At 30.4% G+C, this 24,664-nt stretch carries 24 protein-coding genes; 10 read left to right on the forward strand and 14 right to left on the reverse strand.

Going from position 1 to position 24,664, the window contains the following annotated elements:
• Window positions 1-49: 49 nt before the first annotated feature.
• From BXQ17_RS10430 to BXQ17_RS10440, 3 genes are all read right to left on the reverse strand, one after another.
• Window positions 50-280, reverse strand: a complete 231-nt coding sequence (locus BXQ17_RS10430) for a hypothetical protein (protein WP_077810591.1) — start codon at window positions 278-280, stop codon at window positions 50-52.
• Window positions 281-399: 119 nt separating this feature from the next.
• On the reverse strand, window positions 400-810 hold the full coding sequence (locus BXQ17_RS10435; RefSeq protein ID WP_077810592.1) for a thioredoxin domain-containing protein: 411 nt from the start codon (window positions 808-810) through the stop codon (window positions 400-402).
• Window positions 777-1,544 (reverse strand): cysteine peptidase family C39 domain-containing protein, encoded by a 768-nt coding sequence (locus tag BXQ17_RS10440; RefSeq protein WP_187661397.1) that lies wholly within the window; start codon window positions 1,542-1,544, stop codon window positions 777-779. The genes BXQ17_RS10435 and BXQ17_RS10440 overlap by 34 nt, the downstream gene beginning before the upstream one ends.
• Before the next feature lie 359 nt (window positions 1,545-1,903).
• Here BXQ17_RS10440 and BXQ17_RS10445 point away from each other — a divergent pair, with 359 nt between their 5' ends.
• Entirely contained in the window at window positions 1,904-2,137 is a 234-nt protein-coding gene (locus tag BXQ17_RS10445; RefSeq protein ID WP_077810594.1) for a helix-turn-helix domain-containing protein, read from the forward strand.
• A gap of 50 nt (window positions 2,138-2,187) precedes the next feature.
• Window positions 2,188-2,430: a helix-turn-helix domain-containing protein gene (locus BXQ17_RS10450; protein ID WP_077810595.1), complete on the forward strand. Its 243-nt coding sequence runs from the start codon at window positions 2,188-2,190 to the stop codon at window positions 2,428-2,430.
• A gap of 61 nt (window positions 2,431-2,491) precedes the next feature.
• On the opposite strand, the gene BXQ17_RS10455 is transcribed toward BXQ17_RS10450, so the two are convergent.
• From BXQ17_RS10455 to BXQ17_RS10475, 5 genes are all read right to left on the reverse strand, one after another.
• Window positions 2,492-3,232 (reverse strand): succinate dehydrogenase/fumarate reductase iron-sulfur subunit, encoded by a 741-nt coding sequence (locus BXQ17_RS10455; RefSeq protein ID WP_077810596.1) that lies wholly within the window; start codon window positions 3,230-3,232, stop codon window positions 2,492-2,494.
• 10 nt (window positions 3,233-3,242) lie between these two features.
• The gene (locus BXQ17_RS10460) at window positions 3,243-5,240 is read right to left on the reverse strand and encodes a fumarate reductase/succinate dehydrogenase flavoprotein subunit (RefSeq protein ID WP_077810597.1); all 1,998 of its coding nucleotides are present in this window, start codon (window positions 5,238-5,240) and stop codon (window positions 3,243-3,245) included.
• A 13-nt stretch (window positions 5,241-5,253) separates the two neighbouring features.
• Window positions 5,254-5,928 carry a succinate dehydrogenase cytochrome b subunit gene (locus tag BXQ17_RS10465; protein ID WP_077810598.1) on the reverse strand — a complete coding sequence of 225 codons (675 nt, stop codon included), beginning with the start codon at window positions 5,926-5,928 and terminating at the stop codon, window positions 5,254-5,256.
• Between the two features lie 137 nt (window positions 5,929-6,065).
• Window positions 6,066-6,695, reverse strand: a complete 630-nt coding sequence (locus BXQ17_RS10470; RefSeq protein WP_077810599.1) for a hypothetical protein — start codon at window positions 6,693-6,695, stop codon at window positions 6,066-6,068.
• Between the two features lie 82 nt (window positions 6,696-6,777).
• Window positions 6,778-9,606 carry an exo-alpha-sialidase gene (locus BXQ17_RS10475; protein WP_077810600.1) on the reverse strand — a complete coding sequence of 943 codons (2,829 nt, stop codon included), beginning with the start codon at window positions 9,604-9,606 and terminating at the stop codon, window positions 6,778-6,780.
• A gap of 173 nt (window positions 9,607-9,779) precedes the next feature.
• On the opposite strand from BXQ17_RS10475, the gene BXQ17_RS10480 reads away from it, so the two are divergent.
• The gene (locus tag BXQ17_RS10480; RefSeq protein WP_077810601.1) at window positions 9,780-11,114 is read left to right on the forward strand and encodes a DEAD/DEAH box helicase; all 1,335 of its coding nucleotides are present in this window, start codon (window positions 9,780-9,782) and stop codon (window positions 11,112-11,114) included.
• Window positions 11,115-11,245: 131 nt separating this feature from the next.
• On the forward strand, window positions 11,246-12,535 hold the full coding sequence (locus BXQ17_RS10485; protein ID WP_077810602.1) for an aminopeptidase P family protein: 1,290 nt from the start codon (window positions 11,246-11,248) through the stop codon (window positions 12,533-12,535).
• A gap of 58 nt (window positions 12,536-12,593) precedes the next feature.
• On the opposite strand, the gene BXQ17_RS10490 is transcribed toward BXQ17_RS10485, so the two are convergent.
• Window positions 12,594-13,598 (reverse strand): sugar kinase, encoded by a 1,005-nt coding sequence (locus BXQ17_RS10490; RefSeq protein ID WP_077810603.1) that lies wholly within the window; start codon window positions 13,596-13,598, stop codon window positions 12,594-12,596.
• 79 nt (window positions 13,599-13,677) lie between these two features.
• Window positions 13,678-14,457 (reverse strand): alpha/beta fold hydrolase, encoded by a 780-nt coding sequence (locus tag BXQ17_RS10495; protein WP_077810604.1) that lies wholly within the window; start codon window positions 14,455-14,457, stop codon window positions 13,678-13,680.
• Between the two features lie 663 nt (window positions 14,458-15,120).
• Here BXQ17_RS10495 and BXQ17_RS10500 point away from each other — a divergent pair.
• Genes BXQ17_RS10500 through BXQ17_RS10510 form a run of 3 tightly spaced genes read left to right on the forward strand, consistent with a single transcriptional unit; the run spans window position 15,121 to window position 17,996 of the window.
• On the forward strand, window positions 15,121-15,897 hold the full coding sequence (locus BXQ17_RS10500) for an MbnP family protein (protein WP_077810605.1): 777 nt from the start codon (window positions 15,121-15,123) through the stop codon (window positions 15,895-15,897).
• A gap of 52 nt (window positions 15,898-15,949) precedes the next feature.
• Window positions 15,950-17,002 (forward strand): cytochrome-c peroxidase, encoded by a 1,053-nt coding sequence (locus BXQ17_RS10505; RefSeq protein WP_077811410.1) that lies wholly within the window; start codon window positions 15,950-15,952, stop codon window positions 17,000-17,002.
• Window positions 16,977-17,996, forward strand: a complete 1,020-nt coding sequence (locus BXQ17_RS10510) for a hypothetical protein (protein ID WP_077810606.1) — start codon at window positions 16,977-16,979, stop codon at window positions 17,994-17,996. The genes BXQ17_RS10505 and BXQ17_RS10510 overlap by 26 nt, the downstream gene beginning before the upstream one ends.
• A gap of 56 nt (window positions 17,997-18,052) precedes the next feature.
• Here BXQ17_RS10510 and BXQ17_RS10515 read toward each other — a convergent pair whose 3' ends face one another.
• The 4 genes from BXQ17_RS10515 to brnQ all read right to left on the reverse strand — a co-directional run bounded on the left by BXQ17_RS10515 (window position 18,053) and on the right by brnQ (window position 21,538).
• Window positions 18,053-18,409, reverse strand: a complete 357-nt coding sequence (locus BXQ17_RS10515; protein WP_077810607.1) for a cupredoxin domain-containing protein — start codon at window positions 18,407-18,409, stop codon at window positions 18,053-18,055.
• A 41-nt stretch (window positions 18,410-18,450) separates the two neighbouring features.
• The gene (locus BXQ17_RS10520; RefSeq protein WP_077811411.1) at window positions 18,451-18,984 is read right to left on the reverse strand and encodes a carboxymuconolactone decarboxylase family protein; all 534 of its coding nucleotides are present in this window, start codon (window positions 18,982-18,984) and stop codon (window positions 18,451-18,453) included.
• A gap of 360 nt (window positions 18,985-19,344) precedes the next feature.
• On the reverse strand, window positions 19,345-20,184 hold the full coding sequence (locus BXQ17_RS10525) for a helix-turn-helix domain-containing protein (protein WP_077810608.1): 840 nt from the start codon (window positions 20,182-20,184) through the stop codon (window positions 19,345-19,347).
• An 82-nt stretch (window positions 20,185-20,266) separates the two neighbouring features.
• A complete protein-coding gene (gene brnQ, locus BXQ17_RS10530; protein WP_077810609.1) occupies window positions 20,267-21,538 on the reverse strand; it encodes a branched-chain amino acid transport system II carrier protein in 1,272 nt (423 codons plus the stop codon).
• A 44-nt stretch (window positions 21,539-21,582) separates the two neighbouring features.
• Here brnQ and BXQ17_RS10535 point away from each other — a divergent pair, with 44 nt between their 5' ends.
• Genes BXQ17_RS10535 through BXQ17_RS10545 form a run of 3 tightly spaced genes read left to right on the forward strand, consistent with a single transcriptional unit; the run spans window position 21,583 to window position 24,634 of the window.
• Entirely contained in the window at window positions 21,583-22,365 is a 783-nt protein-coding gene (locus BXQ17_RS10535; protein ID WP_077810610.1) for an alpha/beta fold hydrolase, read from the forward strand.
• A gap of 29 nt (window positions 22,366-22,394) precedes the next feature.
• Window positions 22,395-23,516 (forward strand): AraC family transcriptional regulator, encoded by a 1,122-nt coding sequence (locus BXQ17_RS10540; RefSeq protein ID WP_077810611.1) that lies wholly within the window; start codon window positions 22,395-22,397, stop codon window positions 23,514-23,516.
• Window positions 23,516-24,634 (forward strand): AraC family transcriptional regulator, encoded by a 1,119-nt coding sequence (locus tag BXQ17_RS10545; RefSeq protein WP_077810612.1) that lies wholly within the window; start codon window positions 23,516-23,518, stop codon window positions 24,632-24,634. Before BXQ17_RS10540 ends, BXQ17_RS10545 begins: the two co-directional genes overlap by 1 nt.
• Window positions 24,635-24,664 lie beyond the last annotated feature (30 nt).

Below are 24,664 nucleotides of genomic sequence, written 5' to 3' on the forward strand. Positions count from 1 at the left end.
AAATTAACTGCGTGTAAATTTAATTACACGCAGTAGTTTGTAATAAAAATTAATTTAGCCAGCTAGCAGTTGAGCAACCGTCGCAACACCATTGTACACTATCTCCAGCGCTCATATTTTTTTTCACTTCGTTAATTCTACTTAAAGATAAACCAGTCCATACTGATCCATTGATTCTCACTGCACAAGAACCTTCAGCTGCTAGCGTCGCACCTCCAAAAACTTGTTTTTGCTCAGCTCTATTTAGCGCTTTGCCAATGTTTAAAATTTGTTTTTTCATAATTATTATATTTAAAAAATTATATTTGCTGTGAACATTTAAAGACACTCACAGTTTGTGTCTATTCTTCGCGAGAGAATATTGTTTAAAACTCAAAGCTTTAACTAGTTTTGAGTTTTTTAATTTGTTTCTATTAGGTCTTCAATAAAATATAGCATTTCAGTCCTCTGATACTGTTTAGGATATGCTTTACCGTTAATTAAAATTTCTGGAGTAAAGTTGATATTGTTGTTCGTGCACCAACTTCTTTCTTCTTTTAAAACAAAAATTTGTTTTTCTACATCTATACAAGTACCCCATTTTTCTAGCCATAAATTTGTTTCCATTTCATTATAAATGTCATGTAATGCAGAGAATGTCTCTTTTTTAGATTGATTTTTATAAATCTCTAAAATTCTTGTGGTTACTTTTACTCCATTACTTTCTATATTATCAGTATTGATATAAAATCTAATTACTATTTTAACATCATTTTTATATTTTGAGAGAATATTTTCTATAACCTTGTGTACAGGTTTACAGTGCCACAAAAAGGATTCGTAATTACTACTATTTCTAGTTTTGCATTTAAATTACCAAGTGTTATTTCTTCTATAGTATCAATTTTAGTATTGAAAGTATTAGCTTTATTAAGCATTGTATTAAACACATCAAAATTTCTTTGAAATTTTAAAAAATTAATCTTCTCTTTTCTATGCTTGTTTACTTCAAAAAGCATAGGTTTTAAGTAAATCCAAGAAAGTATTACAGCAAAGGCTATTGTTATAAAAAGGACAATTTCGGTTAAGCCTAGATTATAGACTACAAAATCGGATAGAAATAATAAAGGAGATTGAACAATTAAAAAATTTCTAATTTGTCTCTTAGAACTAATGTTTGACTCTGTTCTTTCTGGCTTTTCTACTGCAACAATAATTCCTGTAAATTTTTCTAGAAATTGCTTTGCGTTCAACTTTTCTTTTTTATTACCGTTACTTATTACGGTATAGTCCTTTTTACTTACATTAACGTTTACAAGAGACTGCCCATTATCATCATTTAATTGAGCTATAAAATTACTAGGTAATTGCTTTAGAGTTTCTATGTTAATTGGTATGTTAGCAGCAATGTTTTCTATATTAAAATGATCTAAAACACCCGTTATAGAATGAAGACTTGGGTAAGAAGGATGACTTTGAATTTGAAATGATAGTTCATTCTTATCAAAGGGAATTTTTGCATTTGTTAATAATTTACTAACAATTACTGATAATTGATTTTTCAAAATATTATTTCTTTAATTTTTATTAAAGAAAATTCATCCATCCTAATTATTTTTTAAGTGTAGTTTAAAGCCGATAAAATCTAATTTAGTTTTGATTAAAAGTATTAAAATAGAGAGATTTTTCTTTTTCACAGCATTTTTCTCTTTCCAAATATCAAAAAGTATTTTTTAATAAACTAATAATTAACTTTCCATTTTGGACTAGCTGAATTCATGGATACTAAAAACATACTGTTTTCAGCTAGTCCAATTTGGAAAGTCAAATACATTTTTTTTTCTTATTTTTGAAAAAAGAAAAAGACTAAAAAACTACTGTTTAGCCAAAAACTAAATTAGAAAAACTAAAAAATGCTATAAAAATGAATGAAAACAACTCACTGCAAAGTGTAGATCATCAGATTAATAATATTTTAAATATGATAATCTACAGAAGAAAAAAATTAGGTCTTACCCAAACCGATTTAGCAAATAAACTTGAAATAACTTTAAGTGGTTATTACAAAATAGAAAAAGGAAAAACAGATCTAAATTTTAGACGAATGCTAGAAATAGCAGAAATTTTAGATGTAGATCTTAACTACTTTTTTAAGTAATTGTAGTTTACACATATTATTGATTCATTTCTATTTTATATTATAAAAAAATGATTGAAAAAGATATAATTAATGCTACACACAGTAAAATTCTGCAGAAAATAGTGACTTTAAGAAGTAATGCTGGCGTTTCTCAAGTAGAGTTAGCAGATGCTATCGGAATTTCTGAAAGTGGCTATTTTAAAGTAGAAAAAGGAAAAACAAAGCTAGATTTAGAACGGTTGCTAATTATCTTGCTAAAACTTAAAATTTCTCCAAAAGATTTTTTTAAAGATATAGAATTAAATTTCTAAAATAAAAACCCCAAAACTATTTAAATAGTTTTGGGGTTTTTAATTACAAAAAGCTTAATTTTTAAATATTTGCTTTCATCAATTCTCTATTCATTCTTGCAATGTTGTCTAAAGAAATTCCTTTAGGACACTCAACCTCACAAGCACCTGTATTTGTACAGTTTCCAAAACCTTCTAAATCCATTTGTGCAACCATATTTTGCACACGATCTGCAGCTTCTACTTGCCCTTGTGGTAATAAAGCATATTGAGATACTTTAGCACCTACAAACAACATTGCAGAAGAGTTTTTACACGTTGCCACACAAGCACCACAACCAATACAAGTTGCTGCATCCATAGCTTCATCTGCTGCATGTTTAGAAATAGGAATTGAGTTTGCATCTTGTGTATTACCAGATGTATTTACAGAAATGTAACCACCTGCATGCTGTATTCTATCAAAAGAAGATCTGTCTACAACTAAATCTTTAACCACCGGAAAAGCAGCTGCTCTAAATGGTTCTATTGTTATAGTATCGCCATCTTTAAACATACGCATGTGTAATTGACACGTTGTAACGCCTCTATCTGGCCCATGAGCTTCTCCGTTAATATACATAGAACACATACCACATATACCTTCTCTACAATCATGATCAAAAGCAACTGGTTCTTCACCAGCATTTACTAATTGTTCATTTAAAACATCCATCATTTCTAAGAAAGACATATGTTCTGATATTTCAGTAACCTTATAATCTACCATTTGACCCTTTGTAGATGAGTCTTTCTGTCTCCAAATCTTAAGTGTTAAATTCATAATGTCTATCTTATTTATAACTTCTTTCTTTAACTTCTATGTTCTCGTAAACCAATTCTTCTTTATGCAATACTGCGTCTTTTGGTTCTCCTTTATATTCCCAAGCAGAAACAAATTGAAATTCTTTTAATCTCTTTGCTTCTCCTTCTTCTGTTTGATGCTCTTCTCTAAAGTGACCACCAGCAGATTCTTCTCTTACTAAAGCATCTTTTGCAAATAATTCTCCTAACTCTAAGAAATCTGCAACTCTACCTGCTTTTGCTAATTGTTCGTTGTATTCTGTATCTGTTCCTGGTACAATTACGTTTTTCCAGAAATCTTTTCTTAATTCAGATATTTCTACAATAGCTTCTTCTAAACCAGCTTTATTTCTAGACATTCCACATTTTTCCCACATAATTTTACCTAATTTTTTGTGGTAATAATCTACAGAATGTGTTCCTTTATTGTTGATAAAGAATTTTATTCTATCTGCAACTTCTTTTTCTGCTGCTTCAAACTCTGGCGTATCTGTAGATATTTTTCCTGTTCTAATATCATCAGCTAAATAATCTCCAATAGTATAAGGTAACACAAAGTAACCATCTGCTAAACCTTGCATTAATGCAGAAGCACCTAATCTGTTTGCACCATGATCAGAGAAGTTTGCTTCTCCAATTGCGTAACAACCAGGTATCGTAGTCATTAAATTATAATCTACCCAAACACCACCCATTGTATAGTGTACCGCTGGATATATCATCATTGGTGTTTCATATGGATTTTCATCAACGATTTTCTCGTACATCTGAAATAAGTTACCATATTTAGCCTCAACAATCTTTTGTCCTAATTCGTAAATCTTAGCATCAGAAGGATTGTTTATATTTTGAATTTTTGCTTGTTCTTTACCATAACGCGTTATTGCAGATGCAAAATCTAAATATACAGCTTCACCTGTTGCATTTACCCCGTAACCAGCATCACAACGCTCTTTTGCTGCTCTAGAAGCAACATCACGTGGTACTAAGTTACCAAATGCAGGGTAACGTCTTTCTAAATAATAATCTCTTTCATCTTCAGACAAATCGGTTGGTTTTTTACGACCTTCTCTAATTGCTAAAACATCTTCCATGTTTTTAGGAACCCAAATTCGTCCATCATTTCTTAAAGATTCAGACATCAATGTTAATTTAGACTGATAATCTCCTGATCTAGGAATACATGTTGGGTGAATTTGTGTATAACATGGGTTTGCAAAATATGCTCCTTTTTTATGTACTTTCCATCCGGCAGTAACATTAGAACCCATTGCATTGGTAGATAAGAAATATACATTACCATAACCACCAGAAGCAATTACTACTGCGTGTGCAGAATGACGTTCTATTTCTCCTGTAACCAAGTTACGTGCAATAATACCTCTTGCTTTACCATCTACAATAACAACATCTAACATTTCATGACGATTGAACATTTCAATCTTACCACGAGCAATTTGACGGTTCATTGCAGAATAAGCACCTAACAATAATTGTTGTCCTGTTTGTCCTTTTGCATAAAAAGTTCTAGAAACTAAAACTCCACCAAAAGAACGGTTGTCTAAAAGACCACCATAATCACGTGCAAAAGGAACTCCTTGTGCTACACATTGATCTATAATATTTGCAGAAACCTCTGCAAGTCTGTAAACGTTAGCTTCTCTAGAACGGTAATCTCCTCCTTTTACAGTATCGTAAAATAATCTGTAAGTAGAATCACCATCTCCTTGATAGTTTTTTGCTGCATTAATACCTCCTTGAGCCGCAATAGAGTGCGCTCTTCTTGGAGAATCTTGATATGCAAAAGATTTTACATTGTAGCCCAATTCTGCTAAAGTTGCAGAAGCAGAACCACCTGCTAAACCTGTACCAACAACAATAACATCGATGTGTCTTTTGTTTGCTGGGTTTACTAAATTAATTTTGTTTTTATAGTCTGTCCATTTATCTTTTAATGGACCTTGAGGTACTTTTGAATCTAAAGCCATAATTTTTATACGATTAATGGTTTAAGTGATGATAAAGTGCTACAAAAATAAAACCTGCTGGTATTAAAATTGAATACACTAAACCTAATTTTTCTAATTTCTTTCTTAATGAATTTGCACCAACAGATTGAAATGCAGATGTAAAACCGTGCGCTAAGTGTAATCCTAAGAAAACAAAAGCAACAACATAAGCAGCTACTCTAATTGGATTCACAAATTTATGCACTAGTTCTTCATAATAACGAAAACCTTCTACACCATCTACCATACCAGACCAATCTCCTTGTATGTATTTTGTGTTGATTTCTGGAAACCAAAAATCGATAAAGTGTAAAACAATAAATGCTAAAATTGTAATTCCACTATAAATCATGTTTCTACTCATCCATGATGAATTTGCAGCACCATTATTCTTTGCATAAGACACACCTTGCGCTTTTCTGTTTCTTAATTCTAAGATAAAACCCATTACAAAGTGAAAAACAACTGCAAAAATTAATACAGGTTGTAATGCAAATTGTACTACTGGATTTGTACCCATAAAGTGAGAAACTTCGTTAAAAGTGTCTGGACTAAAAACTGATAAAACATTAATTGCTAAATGCTGAAGTAAGAAGAACATTAAGAAAAACGCCGATAGCGCCATTGCTACTTTTCTTCCAATTGAAGATTTAAAAAATCCGCTCATTGTATATGTTAGTTTAATTTATAGTACAAAAATACGGCTTAACAAAACGTAGTACAAGAAAATTACAACGTTTTCGTTTGTATTTAGAATAATTATAAATAAAACTGTTTTACTTTTAACAGAAAACAATAACTTTGTTATTTTCTGCTGTTTTTAGAATTAGAAGGCACCAAGCATTTATTATTTTTCCATTTGCCTTTTAAAGATTCTTTAGAAATTATTTTTTGGTTGCACGTTAAAAAATTACCATTTGCATCTTTCTTAATAATTTTCATTTTGCCATTGTAAATTGCATTTACAATTCTATAAATTAAACTTCTTTTAGAAACAGTACTTCCTTTTGTTATCAACTTTAAACCTTCTTCGTTGTTGTGTAAATCCATATCTGTAGAAATTTCATCTGGCACAACACCATCTTCTAATTTAAGTTTCTTAAAAGTAATATAGTTTTCTTTTTCATGCGCTTTACCTAATGACCTTGCTGCTCTTTCACCTATTTCTTGGCGTAATCTTGCCATCCAATACGCGTGCCTAAAAGCATCTACTTGCCCACCAGCAGCATCTTTATCTAACAAATTGGTTTTTCTAATAGAATCTGCAACCTTATTTGTTTCTTTTGAAATCTTTAGAGAAGTTTTTGCCTTAAAAGGATGAAATAAAACCCATCTTTTTATTGGACCAGATAATTTTAAAAAACTTTTAAAATCTGATTGTGCAGAAGTTGAAATTGTTAACGAAAAGAAGATTAAAAAGGTTATTTTTTTCATGCTTGAAATATACTAAAAAAACGATTTAAAAATCTCTTAAAGATTTCTAAACCGTTTTTTTAAATTGAAAGAAATTGCTTGGTTATTTTATTTCAAATTCACTTTTAGAAGTAGCACTTTTTACAGTATATTTTCCTTTAGGCAAATATACAACTCCGTTTTTAGCTGCTTTTAAAGTCGATTTTTTGTTTGCCTTTTCATAAGCTTTCTTTCCTTTTTTAGAAAAAGAAACATCAAAAATCGCTTCATTATAACCTTTTGTAGCATCAACAGTTATGGTGTTTACTTTAATATTATTTGTGTAAATATCTAAAGTAACTTTTTTATAAGAACTCGAATAAAAAGGAATTGTAATTTCTGGAGTAAAAGCGTCTCTCCACATACTCCAAGAACGTCCCCAAGAACCACTTTTTCTTACACTTTTAACATCGAAAATATGTGTAGCAGCAGACATTACACTTTTATCTATATTTTGCAATGCACTAACATCTGCTTTATATAAACTTCTACCATGCGTACCTACAATTAAGTGTTTAGCTGTTGGCTGAATCACTAAATCGTGTACTGCTACGTTTGGTAAATTATTTGCAAATGCTTCCCAAGAATTTCCTCTATCAAAAGAAATATACAAACCATTATCTGTACCAACGTATAAAATGTTTTCGTTAGCCGGATCTTCTTTAATTACATTTACAGAAGATGTTGGGATAGCGCTACCAATATTTGTCCATGTTTGACCATAATTTTCTGAAACGAAAACATAAGGTGTAAAATCATCAGACCTGTAACCGTTTAAAGTTGCATAAACGCGTTCTTTTTTAAATTTTGATGCAATTACTCTTGTAACCCATAAATTTTGCGGCAAATTATTAGAAATTCTTGCCCAAGAACCTCCGCCATTTTTAGTTACATTAATATAACCATCATCAGAACCAACATATAAAAGTCCGAATTGAAAAGGGCTTTCTGAAATTGATGTTAATGTACCGTAAGCAACATTTCCTTTTTTACCACCCGTAGTTAAATCACCAGAAATTGTTTCCCAATTGTTACCTTGATCTAAAGACCTGTGTAATTTATTACCTCCTAAATATAAAATATCTTGGTTATGCTTTGATAAATGAATTGGTGTTTGCCAGTTAAATCTATACGGATTTTCGCCTAAAGTATGTTTTGGCTGAATATATTTGCTTCTTCCGGTTTCTGTATCTATTCTAGAATAATTACCAAACTGATAACCTGTATAAACAATATTAGGATTTCTATCATCTACTTGCACTTGCATACCGTCGCCACCCATAATAGACTTGTAAGGGTTTTGACCAGATTGTTGCCAACCTTTATTAATTCTTGCATTATTACTAGCAACCCAAACACCATTATCTTGTAAACCACCGTAAACTTTGTAGTTTTTCTGATTATCTGCATATACAGAATAGAATTGACCAACTGCTGGATCGTTTAATTTAATCCAGTTTTCACCGTCATCATAAGACAAATTTAAACCACCATCATTTCCATTTAAAATGTGTCCCGATTTTTTTGGATTTACCCACAATGCTTGATGATCTGAATGCACATTTTCTTTACTGATAGAAGTAAAAGTTTTACCACCATCTTTAGATTTTATAATTGGAACACCTAATACGTAAATTCCGTTTTCATCTTGCAAGTCTACTCTAATTTCCCCGAAATAATATCCGTAAGAACTATAAACACCATCTAAGAAATTATCGTGAGTTTTTTTCCAAGACTTACCACCATTTGTAGTTTTAAAAACCTCTGCACCTATTACCTGAGTATCAAATAACATAGAATTTGCATCTTCTAAATATTTTGCTAAATCTATTGGTTTTACAGAACCAACACGCACCATTTGTTTTACATTTTGTGCTCTGTATTTTTCTTGAAAACCATTATTTTTTAAATAAGTATTTAATTTTTTATCAGACAATTCTAAAAATGCTGCAGAAGACATTGTTTTAAAATCTTCTTTAGTTAACTCGTCTGATGGTTTTTTAGAAGTGTCTTTTTTTCTTCGGAATTGACTATCATGCAAAGCATACACAGTGTTTTCGTTAAAAACAGCCAAACCAATTCTACCAACTCCGTTTCCTGTAGGAAAACCAGATTTGTCTGAAATTTTGGTCCAAGAACTACCAGCATCTGTACTTTTATATATTGCAGAATTACTTCCGTCTCCGTCAAAATTCCATGCTTTACGTTCTCTTTCCCAAGAAGCAGCATACATTACATTAAAGTTTTCTGGCGCCACAGCTACATCTATAACACCTGTATCGTTATTTATAAATAAAGATTTTGTCCAAGTTTTACCACCATCAACAGTTTTAAAAATTCCTCTTTCTTCATTAGGCGAATATAAATGCCCAATAACTCCAACAATTACCTCATTAGAATTCTCTGGATTAATTAAAATTCTACTAATATGATGCGAATCTAACAATCCTACATTTTGCCAAGTTTTACCTTTATCCGTAGATTTTAACATTCCAATACCAGCATAACTAGATCGAGAAGAGTTTTTCTCTCCGGTTCCTACCCAAATAGTTCCGTTGTTCCAATCTACAGCAATATCACCAATATTTTGCGTAGGTGAATTGTCTAAAACTGGTGTAAAAGTTGTACCGTTATTGTTTGTGTACCAAAGTCCGCCAGAAGCATAACCAACATAAAATTCTGTAGGATTTTTAGGATTAACAGAAACATCAGAAACACGACCACTCATAACTGTTGGCCCTATATTAGTAAATTTTACATTTTTAACTAGTGATGTTTTCATCATCTCTAATTTTTTGTCTAGAGATTTCTGAACAACGTTTGCTTCTGTAGTATTCTGAGCAACAATACTTGCAGAAAAGCAAAGTAATAAAAGCTTAAAAATAGATTTCATAAGTAATAAGTTTGATTTGAATTGAGTTTGAAACGTTGAAATTACTATTTGTATAATCAATATCAAAAAAATTAACATAAAAACGATTTGTACCAAACAAATTGCTTCCAGTTAAAACAACGTATCTTTGCGCCGGCAACAATTAAATAAAATTGTTGCTGTAAATTATTTTTATGACATTTTCAGATTTAGGTTTATCTCCAGCGTTGGTAAAGGCAGTTGAAGAAAAAGGATATACCAAACCATCTCCAATACAAGAAAAAGCGATTCCGCATATATTAGAAGGCAAAGATATTTTAGCTTCCGCACAAACAGGAACCGGTAAAACAGCAGGTTTTACATTGCCTGTTTTACAATATTTATCAGACACAAAACACCCAAAATATAGACCATTAAGAGCCTTAGTGCTTACACCAACAAAAGAATTAGCTGCACAAGTTCACGACAATGTAAAAGAGTACAGCAAGTATGTTAATATAAAATCTGCAGTGGTTTTTGGTGGTGTAAATGCAAAACCTCAAATAGCAACTTTAAGAAGAGGTGTAGATATTTTAGTAGCAACACCTGGTAGATTGTTAGATTTACATGACCAAAAAGCGGTGTCGTTTAAAAGAATTGATGTTCTAATTTTAGATGAAGCAGATAGAATGTTAGACATGGGTTTTGTTAGAGACATTAACAAACTTATTAGTTTTATGCCCGCTAAGAGACAAAACTTATTGTTTTCTGCTACATTTTCTAAAGAGATTAAAAAGTTAGCATCGGGTATTTTAGAAAATCCTGTTTCTGTAGAAACAGCACCACAAAATTCTACCGCTAAAAAAGTAACTCACAAGGTTTTTAAAGTTGATAAAAAAAGAAAAACAGAATTTACAATTAAGTTGATAAAAGACAATAATTGGAACCAAGTTTTAATTTTTACAAGAACAAAGCATGGTGCAAATAAGTTAACGCAAAAGTTAATTCAATCTAAAATTACTGCAGCAGCAATACATGGTAATAAAAGTCAAGGCGCAAGAACAAAAGCTTTAAAAAACTTTAAAGAAAACACCATAAAAGTTTTAGTTGCAACAGATATTGCTGCAAGAGGATTAGACATTCCGTTACTACCACACGTTATAAATTTCGAACTACCAAATGTACCCGAAGATTATGTACATAGAATTGGTAGAACTGGTAGAGCTGGTGCTGCCGGAGAAGCAATTTCTTTGGTTTGTAGCGAAGAAACAGAATACCAAAATGAAATTGAAAAACTTTTAAACGAAAAATTAAAATCTACGGTTGTAGAAGGTTTTGAACCAACAGATACTGCACCGCCTAAAAGAGCTGCAACACAAAGTAAAAGTTCTTTTGGTAAAAAGAAAAAACAAAGACCTTCTAATGGAAACCCTGGAGGTTCTTCTGATCAAAAAAAACCAAAAAGGAAACCTCATTTTAAAGGCAAGAAACCTGCAGGCGCAACTTCTGGAAGAGGTAGAACTGGTGCACCAAAAAAAAAACGATTTTAGATTAAGTTTGATTTAAAAATTACAATCCCATTTTCTTAATATAGAATTTGGGATTTTTTTTATTCTAATAGTTCATTTTTTAAGTTCCTCTTTATTATTGCTACCTTTGTGTATCACAAAAAATCACTAGTATGAAATACGATAAAATAGACGCTAATTTATTTATTAAAAACCGTAAAAATTTTGCGGCTAATATGAAACCAAATAGTTTAGCTATTTTTAACTCTAACGATATTTACCCAATTGGTGCAGATAGCACAATGCCTTTCGAGCAACACAGAGATATTTTCTATTTAAGTGGTGTAGACCAAGAAGAAAGTGTTTTGATGTTGTTTCCAGATTGTCCTAATGAAAACCTAAGAGAAGTTTTATTTTTAACAGAAACAAACGATCATATTGCAGTTTGGGAAGGTGAAAAACTAACTAAAGAAGCAGCCTTATCAACCTCTGGTATTAAAACCGTTTATTGGTTACAAGACTTAGAAAAAGTTTTATTCGAAATGGCTTCTTATGCAGATACTTTTTACATTAACACAAACGAACATTATAGAGCAAATGTAGCAACAGAAACAAGAGAAGACCGTTTTACAAAATGGTTGTTGGCAAAATATCCTGCGCATTCTGTAGCAAAAAGCAATCCTATTTTACAAAGATTACGTTCTGTAAAAGATTCTATTGAACTAGATTTGATGCAGAAAGCTTGTAATATTACAGAAAAAGGATTTCGTAGAATTTTAGGTTTTATAAAACCCGGAGTTTGGGAATATGAAATTGAAGCAGAATTGTTGCATGAATTTGTAAGAAATAGATCTAAAGGTTTTGCTTACACGCCAATTATTGCATCTGGTAACAACGCAAATGTTTTACATTATATAGAAAACAATCAGCAATGTAAAAGTGGCGATTTAATTTTGTTTGATATTGCCGCAGAATATGCAAATTATAAAAGTGATTTATCTAGAACTGTACCAATTTCTGGTCGTTTTACTGATAGACAAAAAGCTGTTTACAATGCTGTAAATTACGTTAAAAAAGAGGCTACAAAACTTTTAGTACCAGGAACAATTTGGAAAGACTATCATGTTGAAGTAGGAGAAATTATGACTTCTGAATTACTTAAACTTGGTTTATTAGACAAGGCAGATGTACAAAATGAAGATAAAAATTGGCCTGCTTATAAAAAGTATTTTATGCATGGTACAAGTCATCATATTGGTTTAGACACGCATGATTATGGCTTATTACACGAGCCTATGCAAGCAAACAATGTATTTACTGTAGAACCAGGTATTTATATACCAGAAGAAGGTTTCGGAATTCGATTAGAAGATGATGTTGTAATTCAAGAAAAAGGAGAACCTTTTAATTTAATGGGTAATATACCTATTGAAGCAGATGAAATAGAAGATTTAATGAACTAAAGAAATACAAAAAAGGCGAGTTTTAACAACTCGCCTTTTTCTTTTATTATCAATTACCTTATCTATTTAATCTACCCGAAGTATTTCCTTCTAAAATAGAGATTACATCACTTTCATTTGCATAATTTACATCACCCAAATAGGTGTGTTTTATCGCACAAGCTGCGGCACCAAATTCCATTGCTTTATAATCATCAAATTTTTGCAAACCGTGTATTAAACCTGCAGCAAAAGCATCACCGGTTCCTATTCTATCTACAACGTGTGTAATGTCTAAATCTTGTGTCTCATTAAACTCAAGACCGTTCCACATTCTTGCTCTAATTTTGTGCCAAGAAGAATTTATAGAAGTTCTAATTTTATCAAACACCTTTTCTATATTCGAAAATTTTTCGATTAATAACTTACTCGCTTCTGTAAATTCGTCGTTAGAATACCCAAAACTAGTTCCTAAAACTTCATTTATTTCATTTACGCCGCCAATAAATATAGTAGAATATTGTAGTAAATCTGTTAAGACATCTTTGGCCTCTTCGCCGTATTTCCACAAAGCACTTCTATATGTTGGGTCAGCAGAAATAATCATTCCTTTTTCTTTCGCTAAAATTAAACCTTCTTTTAAAGTTTCTTTAGCTCCTTTGCATAAAGCCGGCGTTATACCTGTCCAATGAAACCATTTACCTTGTTCTAAAGACTTTTCCCAGTTTACCATTTCTGGTAAAATTTCAGAAAAAGAAGAATGCGATCTATTATAAGATATTTTACTTGGTCTCATAACTGCACCAACTTCTAAAAAGTAAACCCCTAAAGGTCTTCCAGATCTAACAATTGCAGAGGTGTCTAAATCGAATTTATTTAAGTAAGAAATAGCTGTATCGCCAATAAAATCATTAGAAATACAACTTATGTGTTTTACATCTCCGCCAAAATTTGCTATCGAAATACCAACATTTACTTCTGTACCTCCAAAATAAAATTCTACATTGTTAGTTTGAATAAATTTTTTATTTCCTAAAGGAGAAATTCTCATTAAAACCTCACCAAACGTAATTATCTTATTCATAATAAATTCTTTTACAAATCAAATATACTTCATAAAAAACATCCACAAATATATTTTTTATTTAAAGTTTATAGAATTTTTATAAAGATGTAATAAAATTAATTGTTTTTGCATTAAAGGTTTCTGGTTGATCTACATTTACCACATGTCCGCAATTTTCTATCACATAAAGCGAAGAACTTACATGTTTAGAAACAATGTTTTTTATAGAAGGTAAAAACAAATGATCTTCTGACCCCATTACATAAAGTGTAGGAATTTTAATTTCTTTAGCTCTAAAAAAGCGTAACAAAGGGTTAATTTCTGATGTTAATTTAAACCAACGTAAAAATTCTTTTTGATACAATTTTTTAGCTTCATTAACAAAAAGCAATCTCGATTTCTTATGATTCTTTTTTGGCATTATAATAAATGCAAATAACTTATAAAGAAGCATGTAAGGCACTACAGATTTAAAAATATTACCAACTTTCATTAGCACTTGCGAGCGAAAATTCATTTTAATAATAGCACCACCCATTATCATACTTTTTACCAAAGATGGTCTTTTTTCTGCAAGGTTTCTTATTAAAATTGTACCTAAAGAAATTCCTACAAAGTGCGATTTTTTAATCTTAAGAAAATCGATTACCTCTTCGATGTCTGCAGTTATAGAATCGAAAGTATATTTTGCTTTAAACGTATCTTTTAATTTTGGTTTGCTATTGCCATGACCACGTAAGTCTAAAATTAAAACATTAAAATGCTTTTTAAAATCTCTAATTTGTTTGTACCAAATAGAACTACTACCTCCTGCGCCATGCACAAAAGTTACCCATTCTTTAGAATTTTTATGAGGATATAAATAGTAGTTTAACAATCTAAAATCGATTTGAAATGCTAAATTAAAGCATTTTATAAAATTAAATAGCAAGTTTGGTACTTTTTAACGCTTAAAATTGGTAAAATAAAAAAGTCCAAATTATCTTTGCAATAAATAATTTTCTTCTGAAAAAGACATTTTGCATATTATTATTTATCGCTTTTGCTTTTAGGCCAGCATATCACCTTGCATATATTGGTTATTTTGAGCTAAATATAGATTATATAATAGAAAAATATTGTGTTAATAAAGATGCCCCAGAATTACAATGTAATGGTAAATGTCATTTAGCAAAAAAGATTGCACCAAAAGTTAATTTAGAGAAAGATAATCTTGCTGGCTTACAAATTGTATCAGAGGCATTTTTTCCTGTTTATCATCAAGAAACAGAAAACTTTACAGCCAAATATTTAGATTTATATCAAAACAAACTTCCTTCGAAAAAAAATTCTTTACATACGTTTTTACTTATTAAAAACTTAGAGCAACCGCCAGATTTATATTTATAAATACTTGTTTTTGTATCAATAACTTTTGATACATCTTTTTTAACGTTTACTTAAAAAATACAAACCTGTATTTTCTAAGTAAAATATTCACACAAATTATTTTAAAAATATTTTCCTTAAAATTCTAAGGAAGAAGAAACATCTATTATAAATGAAAATTTCAAAATATATTGCTGCATTCTTATTTGTAGCAACTTTAGCAGCATGCTCGTCTTCAGAAGAAGTTTTAACTGGCGAAGGAAACGTAACATTAGAATTTGATAATGCATACAACAGTTCTGATTTACTTTTAGAAACCACTCCTTATTCTGCAAATGATACCGAAAAAATTAAGATTAACAAGGTTAAATATATTGTTAGCAACATTCGCTTAGAAACTGCAACCGGAACCATTTTTACCTATCCAAAAAACGAGTCTTATTTTATTGTTGATGAAAACACAAATTCATCTCAATTTATCACACTAAAAAATGTACCAGAAGATGATTATACAAAAGTTACTTTTGGTATTGGTGTCGATCAAGAAAAGTATTTAGAAGGTGCAACAGGGCAAGGAGATTTCTTAGCAAAAGCACAAGAAGCTGGCATGATGTGGAGCTGGCAAGCGGGCTATAAATTTATGGTTTTCGAAGGAACTTACACATCAGAAAACACAACTACAGAAACTGCATTTGCTTTTCATATGGGAAGCCATGGAACTGCGGTAGATAACTATAAGGAAGTTTCTTTAGATTTAACAAACTCTGCAAGAGTAAGAACAGACTTAACACCAGTAATACATGTTGTTTCTGATGTTTCTAACATTTTAGACGGTACCACAAAGTTTTTTCTAGATGATGCTGCACAAATACACGTAGACGGTGTTAAATCGCCTCAAATAGCAACAAATGTAAGTGCTATGTTTGTTATAGATCATGTTCATAATTAAATCAATAAAACCGTTGTTAAGTAAAAATCTTAACAACGGTTTTCTATCAATTATGAAAAAATTTATACTATTATATTTAGGTTTTATTACACTTTTTTCTTGTGCAAGAAACGAAGAAGAATATGTGCTAATTCCTAAAAAAGTTGAATTAAAAATTCCAAGTAATTTTCCGGGATTATTGTACGATGTAAGTCAAAACCCTCTAACCGAAGAAGGTATTGCTCTTGGTAAAAAATTGTTTTATGAAGGACGATTGGCTTCCGACGGAGTAATTTCTTGCGGATTTTGTCACGAACAAGCTTCTGCTTTCACACATCATGGCCACACAGTTAGTCATGGCGTAGATGGTAAAGTTGGTTTTAGAAATGCACAACCCATTCAAAATTTAGCTTTTTTTAGCGAGTTTACTTGGGATGGCGCCGCTATTCATTTAGATCTACAACCAATTATACCAATTACTAGTGATGTAGAAATGAATGAAACCATACCATCTGTGCTTTCTAAATTGAACTCTTATCAAGAATATGAGGTTCTTTTTACAAATGCTTTTGGTGATAGAGAAGCTACATCAGAACGCATGTTAAAAGCTTTAGCTCAATTTATGGTAACCATGATTTCTGGAGATTCTAAATACGATAAAGTGATTAGAAACGAAGAAAACGCCACTTTTACAGAACTAGAAAATAAGGGTTTAGAAATTTTTAATAACAAATGTGCAGCTTGCCATTCTGGAGCACTTTTTACAGACCAAAGTTATAGAAATAACGGATTGCCAACAAACTATAAATTCCCTGAGGAAGAAGGAAGAAAAAGAGTTTCTGGTCTCGAAGGTGATTTTTACAAATTTAGAGTACCAAGCTTAAGAAATGTAGCAAAATCTTTTCCGTACATGCACGATGGACGATTTGGAAATTTAGAAGCCGTATTAGATTTTTATTCTGATGGAATGACACAAAATGGTGGCGATGTAGACACTTTACTAATGAAATCTAATGGCAATTTAGGTATCGATCTATCATCCGAAGAAAAAACAGCTTTACTTGCTTTTTTAAACACATTAACAGATAACACCTTTTTAAATGATAAACGTTTTGCAGAATTTTAAGATAAAAAAAACAATAATACTGTTAACATTTGTATTAATTACGATTGCTAGTTTTGCTAATACAGGCAAAGAAATATGCAGCCAACACAACAACCATTCTTTCGAGTATTATTTCTGTGATTTATGCGGTTGCTCTACAAGTAGCGGTAGTTTTGGCTTGGGTACATTAAACAATGCGAGCTTTGTAGGTGTAAGATATATTTATCAAAAATTTCAATCGAAAGATGGTATTTTTGATAATTCTCCAACAAGTACAGAAAACTTTCATACGTATCAATTATGGGGAAGGTTGCCAATAAATGAAAATTTATATGTGAGTGCAATTTTACCATATCAAGATTTAAATAGAGAATATACAGATAGAAACGAAAGTATAAACGGCTTTGGAGACGCAACAATAATGAGTTGGTACAAGTTTAAATTTTATAAAAAAGTAGATGAAGAAAAGTCTAAATTATACACAAATGTTACCCGAGAACCTTCTGGACATTCTTTAGAAATTGGTTTAGGTGCCAAATTACCAACGGGTAAATTTGAACAAGTTTTAACCGACAGAGTAAATCCTGGTTTTCAATTAGGAACTGGTAGTTTAGATGGCATTTTAGGGCTTGCACACAGTTATGGTGCAAATAAATTTGGTGTAAACACTAGTTTAACTTACTATTTTAAAAACGAGAACAAAAACGAATACAAATTCGGAAACCAGTTTAGTTACGCTTCTAGCTTTTTTTATGCTATTTCTAAAAAAAAATATATGTTATTGCCTTTTATAGGCTTTTCTGGTAATATTTATAATAAAATAAAACAGTATAAAGAAGAAGTACCAAATACAGATGGTAACGTTTTTAACGGAACTTTGGGTGCAGAAATAACTACTAAAGATTTTATTTTTGGGGCCAATTATACGCTACCAATTTCGCATAATTTATTTGGTGGTAACGTTACCCCAAAACAAGCAATTTCTATCTATTTAAACTTTAATTTAAATAACTAAAAAACAAAAAAAGGCGAACATTTCTGTTCGCCTTTTTAACTAACTGAATTAAAAAACTACTCTACTATTAATGTGTATTGTGGCGTTGGGTTTAAAGGACAAAAATAAACGTATTCTCCTTTTTTAAGTGTCACTTTTTTAGAAGTTTCTTTGCTGTTATCTTTTACTTGTGCTGTTACATAAGCGTTTTTAATGTGTGCTGTTACATCTGCTTTTGGCGCTAAAACAAAACCTACATTGTGCCCTACGTTGTTGTTAGCTATTTCAAAAATATAAGTACCTTCAGATAACGTAATTTGTTTTTGTGTAAACTCTCCTTTTGTTTGTTCTAAAGAAACTGTTTTTACTTCTTGTGCATTTGCGTTAAATGCAAAACCTATTACTAATACTAAAATTGCTATTACTTTTTTCATGATTGTTGTTTATTAAAATTATTAAATTATTGTTTTACTATTTATAAAGCTTCTGCTAACGGAAAATCTACAGCTACATCTGTTGTTTTATGAAAATAATTTGTAATTGTAATTTCGCCAATTAAGATTATTGCATCTGCTAAATTTCCTTTTGTATACCCTTGTGCATATAAGTTTTCTACTGTTTCTGGTGTTGCAGCACCTCTGTTTTCTGCTGCACTTTTAGCAAAGTTTGCCAATGCATTTAATTTTGCATCAAAAGAGGCTTTACCTGCTCTTAATTCTAAAATTTGTGCTTCTGTAAAACCATTCATTTTACCAATTGCTGTGTGGGCAGATAAACAATAAACACATTCGTTTACTTGACTTACGGCTAAGTTTATTACTTCTTTCTCTTTAGCAGAAAAGCTTGTTTTACCATTTCCTATTGCTAAAAAATTACCCAAAGCAGTTTCACTATGTGCAAATGCTGCGTATAAGTTTGGCACAAAACCTAAACCTTTTTCTAATTGATTAAATATTGCTTGGTTGTTTTCTGATACTTCGTTTTTTGTTGGAACATTATATGTACTCATAATTTCTATTTTTAGATGATTTGTAATTTTTTTAAATAATTTATTTGCATTTGCAAAGTTGCTGGTTTTGATTTTGCTCGTCATAAGTTTGGTAACCCCAACAGTTTGGACATTGTGTGTTTTCTATTGATTTCATATGTTTAATTTTTAGTTCTTATTGATTGACACCGCAAAGGTATAACCAACATTAAGCTCTAAAATTGGACAAAAGTTCTTACTGTTTGGACTTTGAAATAAAGCCAACAAAAATGCACGCGTGAAGGATTGAGAAATTTGTTTGAGCTCTTTTAAAGTTTGATAAAACTTTAAAAAGCGAGTTTCGAAAGCCTGACCTGAAAGGGCACGCCCAAAAAAATAATCTTAGTAGTCTTTTTTAAACTGAAGTGGCGATTTTGAAATTGCCTTTGTAAAGAATCGAGTAAAATATGCTGGATCGTTAAAACCTAGCTCGAATGCGATTTCTTTTACGGTTTTATCGGTGTAAATTAACAAGCGTTTTGCTTCTAACAAAATTCTGTTTTTTATAAATTCTGATGGAGAAGTTGTACCTGCTTTTTGAAAATGCTTTGTGATTGATTTTGGCGAAAGACCTAGTCTTTTTGCATAATCTGTTACAGAATGAAGTGTTTTGTAATTTTGCTCTACCAACAAACTAAAGTCTTTAAAAAGGCGTGTTTCGACATCTTCTTTAACAACATGGTTTTCTTTTTTTACACGAACAGCAGAAATAATAAATTGCTTTAAGTAGGCTTGTAACATATCGTACTGCGCTGTTTCGTTTTGCTGAAACTCTTCGAGTAAGCTTGTTAATATAAAGTCTAATTTATAGGTATCTTTTTTACATGGTTTTACAAACGGAGTTTCGTAAATATTGTTGAATAAAATTCCGTTACAGGCAACCTCTGCATCGTGGGTTTGTATGCAGTAAAAATCTTTTACAAAAGTAAGCTTGTAGGCAGTTTTTATTTGCTCTGAATCTACCGTAAATACTTGTCCTGGAGATAAGAAAAAAAGTACATTATCATCAAATTGATATTGTTTAAAATCGATATTATACGTTCCGCTACCTTCTTGAATCCAATAAATTGTATAAGCATTTTGTTGTACCGAATGATCGATTGTACAAGCTTTGTCAAACCGAACTGTGCTTACAGAAAATATATCTTTAAAAGTATGCTTTACAATATCTTGAACTGCCATAATGTGTTGGTCGTAGAAGTTTTAACAAACTTTCTATCTTGTTTTGAAAAAATGTAATGCTTATACTTTACTATAAAAACGCTTAAGCTTTGCCAAATTTCTTAACATTAAATATTACAAAAACCAAAATAGCAGGCAAAACCCAACCCAAACTGTGTTCTGCTAAAGGAATGATACTTTTAATACCCGTTAAGTTTTCTCGAGGAATTATAAAGCCTAAAAAATCTGGAATACTAAATATAAATGTTACCAAGATAACCGCTCTAAAAACTATTTTAGATGCATATTTTTCTGGCACAACATTTAATAAAATTAACATAATAGTTATAGGGTATAAAAACATTAACGCTGGTACAGCAACATCTATAATAAAACCTACATTGTAGCTACCAACTATAATACCAATTACAGAACATATTGCTGCTGTTGCTACATATGCTGCTTTAGAATTATTACAAATTCCTTTTATATAATCTGCAGTACCGGTAACTATACCAACCGCCGTTGTAAAACATGCCAAAGCAACCAAAACACTTAAAAAAGTGGTGCCAAAGCTACCTAAAGTTTGTGTACTTAAACCCGATAAAACATCTATTCTAGAGGCATTTTCTGCAAAAGAACTTGCAAATAATGCACCGCTTAAAATTAATCCTCCGTAGATTAATAACAATCCAATACCTGCTATTAAACCTGCTTTTCTTATCAACCTTTTTCTTTCACCAAAACTGTTATGATTACTATAATCTAAAGAAATAATAATAACTGCACCAACAACTACACCTGCAATAGCATCAAAAGTTTGATATCCTTCTAAAACGCCATCAATAAAAGGGTTTTTAAATGAGGTAACTTCTAAAGTTCCTGAAGACACAAAAAAAGAAATACCAATAATTACCAATAAAATGATAACAATTATTGGTGTTAAAAATTTACCTATTAAACCAATTATTCTAGATCTATTTACAGAAAATAAAAACACTAACACAAAGTAAATAATACTTGTTAGTATTGCTGGCGAATCGAAAAATGGCTGAATTGCCATTTCATGCGTTACCGCAGCTGTTCTTGGCGATGGTATTGCAATAGCAATAATGTATATTAAAAAACAAAAAAGTGTACTAAAAACTGGCGATACTTTTTTACCAAAATCATACAAGGTCCCTTGTAATTTTGCATGTGCAAAAATTGCCAAAATAGGAATTATAATAGCTGTAGCTATAAAACCCAACACAACAATCCACCAATCTTCACCAGCTTTTACACCTAAATTTGGCGGTAAAATTAAGTTTCCGGCTCCGAAAAAAAGCGAAAAAAGTGCAAACCCTGCAATCCAAATTTCTTTTGTTTTGTTCATGGTAATTATTGTCTTAGTGAGCGAAATATACATATTTTTGCGAGATGCAAGATTCTATTCAATTTAAAAAAGCAAACATTTCTTTTTCTGATACTGGTAAAGGAACTGCAATTGTTTTATTACACGGCTTTTTAGAAAATGCTAAAATGTGGAAAACCATTACTAATGAGTTATCTAAAAAAAACAGAATTATTACTATTGATTTACCAGGTCATGGTAATTCTGATTGCTTAGGTTATGTGCATTCTATGAATTTGTTTGCAGATACAATTCATGCTGTTTTAAAACATTTAAGAATTAGAAAATACTTTATTATTGGTCATTCTTTAGGTGGTTACGTTGCTTTGGCAATGGCGAAAGAGAAAACAATAAATGTAAAGGGTATTTGTTTAATGAACTCTACAACTGCTGATGATTCTGAAGAACGAAAAAAATTAAGAATTAGAGCCAATAAAATGGTGCAACAAAATTTTGAAAACATGATAAAAATGTCTGTTTCTAATTTATTTCATCAAGAAAACACATTAAAATTTAAAGAGGAAATTAACCAAGTTAAAACCGAAGCGTTACAAACTTCTTTGCAAGGATATATTGCTGCAAACGAAGGAATGAAAAACAGACCAAACTCTTTAGAATTCTTAAAAGAAAGCACTTTTAAAAAGTTGATGATTATTGGTGAAAATGATCGGATTTTAAATGCTGATGCATTAATTGAAGAGGCTAAAAAAACAAATTCAGAATATGTGATTTTACCTTCTGGACATATGAGTCATATAGAAAACACAACCGAATTAATTGCCACTTTAAAAGACTTTGTAAGAACCTAATAACCTAATTTTTGATTATATTTGAAATTATGAATTATGATTCCATAATTAGTTTTTTAGCGGTTATAATAGTTATTTTATTTTTACTTTTTTCTGTTTTTTTACTTTCTGTAAAATCAGAAAAAAAATTAAGCAACCAACTTTTAGCAGCTTTTTTAATTGTTACGGCAATAGATATTAGTGCGTTTTTTTATCATCAATTTATAGAAATACCTTACACGTTAGAAATATTAAGAAACAAAATTTCATTATTTAAAAATCCGCTTTTATTCTTATACATTTTATCGGTAATTTACTCAAACTTTAGGCTAAAGTGGAAACATTTAATCCATTTACTACCTTGGCTTCTTACTATTTTAGTGCTTTTACCTAACTTTTTTTTAGCTAATGAAATAGAAAAAGCTGCCTTTATAAATAATTATTCTAATAATACAGAAGTACAATTTCTTAGTTATTTTGGTGATGTATTATCAATTGCATATTTATCTGCAGAGATCTATTATATTTTACGTTATAGAAAACTGTTGCTAGAAAATTACACTGATAAGAATGCTTTTAAGAACTTCAATTGGTTAAAACAATTATCTATTTTACTATTTATAGGGCAAGTTTTAACGTTTATTAAAAGTTATATTCGAGTAAATTCTAATAACAATTCTATAGACGTCATAAGAACTATTGTTTTACTTTTCGGCGTCTTTTTTATCTGTTGGTTATTTTTAAAAGCAGTTAATTCTCCTAAATTATTTAAAGGCATAAATGTAGATTTAAAAACATCTAAAGAAATTAAAAATACAAGAGAGGAAGTCTCTATCAATCCTAAAATTGCTCTTTTAAAAGATTTTATATTGGCAGAAAAACCTTATTTAAATCCGTCTTTAACAATTAGAGATTTGGCAGAATTGATTAAAATGAACACGAGAGAATTATCGGTTTTAATCAATCAACATTTAAATCAGCATTTTTTCGATTTTGTAAACGAATATAGAATTGAAGAAGCGAAAGAGATTTTAAAAAATCCGAAGGAAAAAGAACTTACAGTCCTAGAAATTTTATATCAAGTTGGTTTTAACTCAAAATCTTCTTTTAATACTGCTTTTAAAAAACATACAGGTTTAACGCCTACACAATTTAGAAAAAACCAGATATAATGCAAGGAATTGATTTATCTCATATTGTTGGTTTTATTACCACTTTTATTTCGCTACTTTTAGCATTTTTTATATTTTCTGTAGATTCTAAAAATAAGGTTAGCAATAAGCTTTTTGCAAGTTATCTTTTACTAAATGCTATTGAGTATACTGGTTTTTATGCATCATATTTATTTGAAGAACCAAATAATTTATTGGTGGCATCAAGAGAGTTTTCTTACCTACAAATGCCTGTTTTTTACCTTTATATTTTGTCAGTTTGTTATTCAGATTTTAAATTACAATGGAAACATTTGTGGCATATTATTCCATACATTTTAGGAAACTTAATAATGACACCACGATTTTATTTGGGTTCTACAGCAGAAAAACTAGAGTTGTTTAATAATTTTAATATGCTATATGAATCCATATTTGCTCATATTGCTTTACACCTTCAATCAATAATTTACATTATAGCTGGCTTTGTTGTTCTAAAACGTGCAAAAAAGATTTTTAAAGAAAACTATTCTAGCAATACCATAGAAACTTATAATTGGCTATTTCAATTGTTAATTTTTACAAGTGCATTGTATTTTGTTGCCATCGTAAAAAATATTTTTAAGTTTTTTGGTGATGAAAACAACTTCTACTTTGCTCAAATTATTTTAATGATAGTGGTATTGGCTGTAGTTTGTTGGTATGTTTTAAAAGCATTACGATACCCAAATCTTTTTAACGGTGTAAATTCTAAAACAAAATTAACAACCGATTTAATTAAGAATACTCTTCACAAGGACGAGTTTATACAAGAAATTGAAAAATTAAAGTTCTTTATGGAAACTAAAAAACCTTATTTAAATCCGTCTTTAACAATTAGAGATTTGGCAGAATTGATAAAAATGAATACGAGAGAATTGTCGGTTTTAATCAATCAACATTTAAATCAGCATTTTTTCGATTTTGTAAACGAATATAGAATTGAAGAAGCGAAAGAGATTTTAAAAAATCCGAAGGAAAAAGAACTTACAGTCCTAGAAATTTTATATCAAGTTGGTTTTAATTCAAAATCTTCTTTTAATACTGCTTTTAAAAAACATACAGGTTTAACGCCTACACAATTTAGAAAAAACACTTAAAATCAAATACTTAACGTAAAGTCGAACGTT

The sequence above is a fragment of the Polaribacter sp. BM10 genome (assembly GCF_002005425.1).
GTDB classification, from domain to species: Bacteria; Bacteroidota; Bacteroidia; order Flavobacteriales; family Flavobacteriaceae; genus Polaribacter; species Polaribacter marinaquae.

What these genes read in the sequence shown, in the direction of transcription:
- BXQ17_RS10430 (WP_077810591.1), bottom strand. Translation starts at nt 280, where the DNA reads ATGAAAAAACAAATTTTAAACATTGGCAAAGCGCTAAATAGAGCTGAG.
- BXQ17_RS10445 (WP_077810594.1), top strand. Translation starts at nt 1,904, where the DNA reads ATGAATGAAAACAACTCACTGCAAAGTGTAGATCATCAGATTAATAAT.
- BXQ17_RS10450 (WP_077810595.1), top strand. Translation starts at nt 2,188, where the DNA reads ATGATTGAAAAAGATATAATTAATGCTACACACAGTAAAATTCTGCAG.
- BXQ17_RS10455 (WP_077810596.1), bottom strand. Translation starts at nt 3,232, where the DNA reads ATGAATTTAACACTTAAGATTTGGAGACAGAAAGACTCATCTACAAAG.
- BXQ17_RS10460 (WP_077810597.1), bottom strand. Translation starts at nt 5,240, where the DNA reads ATGGCTTTAGATTCAAAAGTACCTCAAGGTCCATTAAAAGATAAATGG.
- BXQ17_RS10465 (WP_077810598.1), bottom strand. Translation starts at nt 5,928, where the DNA reads ATGAGCGGATTTTTTAAATCTTCAATTGGAAGAAAAGTAGCAATGGCG.
- BXQ17_RS10470 (WP_077810599.1), bottom strand. Translation starts at nt 6,695, where the DNA reads ATGAAAAAAATAACCTTTTTAATCTTCTTTTCGTTAACAATTTCAACT.
- BXQ17_RS10475 (WP_077810600.1), bottom strand. Translation starts at nt 9,606, where the DNA reads ATGAAATCTATTTTTAAGCTTTTATTACTTTGCTTTTCTGCAAGTATT.
- BXQ17_RS10480 (WP_077810601.1), top strand. Translation starts at nt 9,780, where the DNA reads ATGACATTTTCAGATTTAGGTTTATCTCCAGCGTTGGTAAAGGCAGTT.
- BXQ17_RS10485 (WP_077810602.1), top strand. Translation starts at nt 11,246, where the DNA reads ATGAAATACGATAAAATAGACGCTAATTTATTTATTAAAAACCGTAAA.
- BXQ17_RS10490 (WP_077810603.1), bottom strand. Translation starts at nt 13,598, where the DNA reads ATGAATAAGATAATTACGTTTGGTGAGGTTTTAATGAGAATTTCTCCT.
- BXQ17_RS10500 (WP_077810605.1), top strand. Translation starts at nt 15,121, where the DNA reads ATGAAAATTTCAAAATATATTGCTGCATTCTTATTTGTAGCAACTTTA.
- BXQ17_RS10505 (WP_077811410.1), top strand. Translation starts at nt 15,950, where the DNA reads ATGAAAAAATTTATACTATTATATTTAGGTTTTATTACACTTTTTTCT.
- BXQ17_RS10510 (WP_077810606.1), top strand. Translation starts at nt 16,977, where the DNA reads ATGATAAACGTTTTGCAGAATTTTAAGATAAAAAAAACAATAATACTG.
- BXQ17_RS10515 (WP_077810607.1), bottom strand. Translation starts at nt 18,409, where the DNA reads ATGAAAAAAGTAATAGCAATTTTAGTATTAGTAATAGGTTTTGCATTT.
- BXQ17_RS10520 (WP_077811411.1), bottom strand. Translation starts at nt 18,984, where the DNA reads ATGAGTACATATAATGTTCCAACAAAAAACGAAGTATCAGAAAACAAC.
- BXQ17_RS10525 (WP_077810608.1), bottom strand. Translation starts at nt 20,184, where the DNA reads ATGGCAGTTCAAGATATTGTAAAGCATACTTTTAAAGATATATTTTCT.
- brnQ (WP_077810609.1), bottom strand. Translation starts at nt 21,538, where the DNA reads ATGAACAAAACAAAAGAAATTTGGATTGCAGGGTTTGCACTTTTTTCG.
- BXQ17_RS10535 (WP_077810610.1), top strand. Translation starts at nt 21,583, where the DNA reads ATGCAAGATTCTATTCAATTTAAAAAAGCAAACATTTCTTTTTCTGAT.
- BXQ17_RS10540 (WP_077810611.1), top strand. Translation starts at nt 22,395, where the DNA reads ATGAATTATGATTCCATAATTAGTTTTTTAGCGGTTATAATAGTTATT.
- BXQ17_RS10545 (WP_077810612.1), top strand. Translation starts at nt 23,516, where the DNA reads ATGCAAGGAATTGATTTATCTCATATTGTTGGTTTTATTACCACTTTT.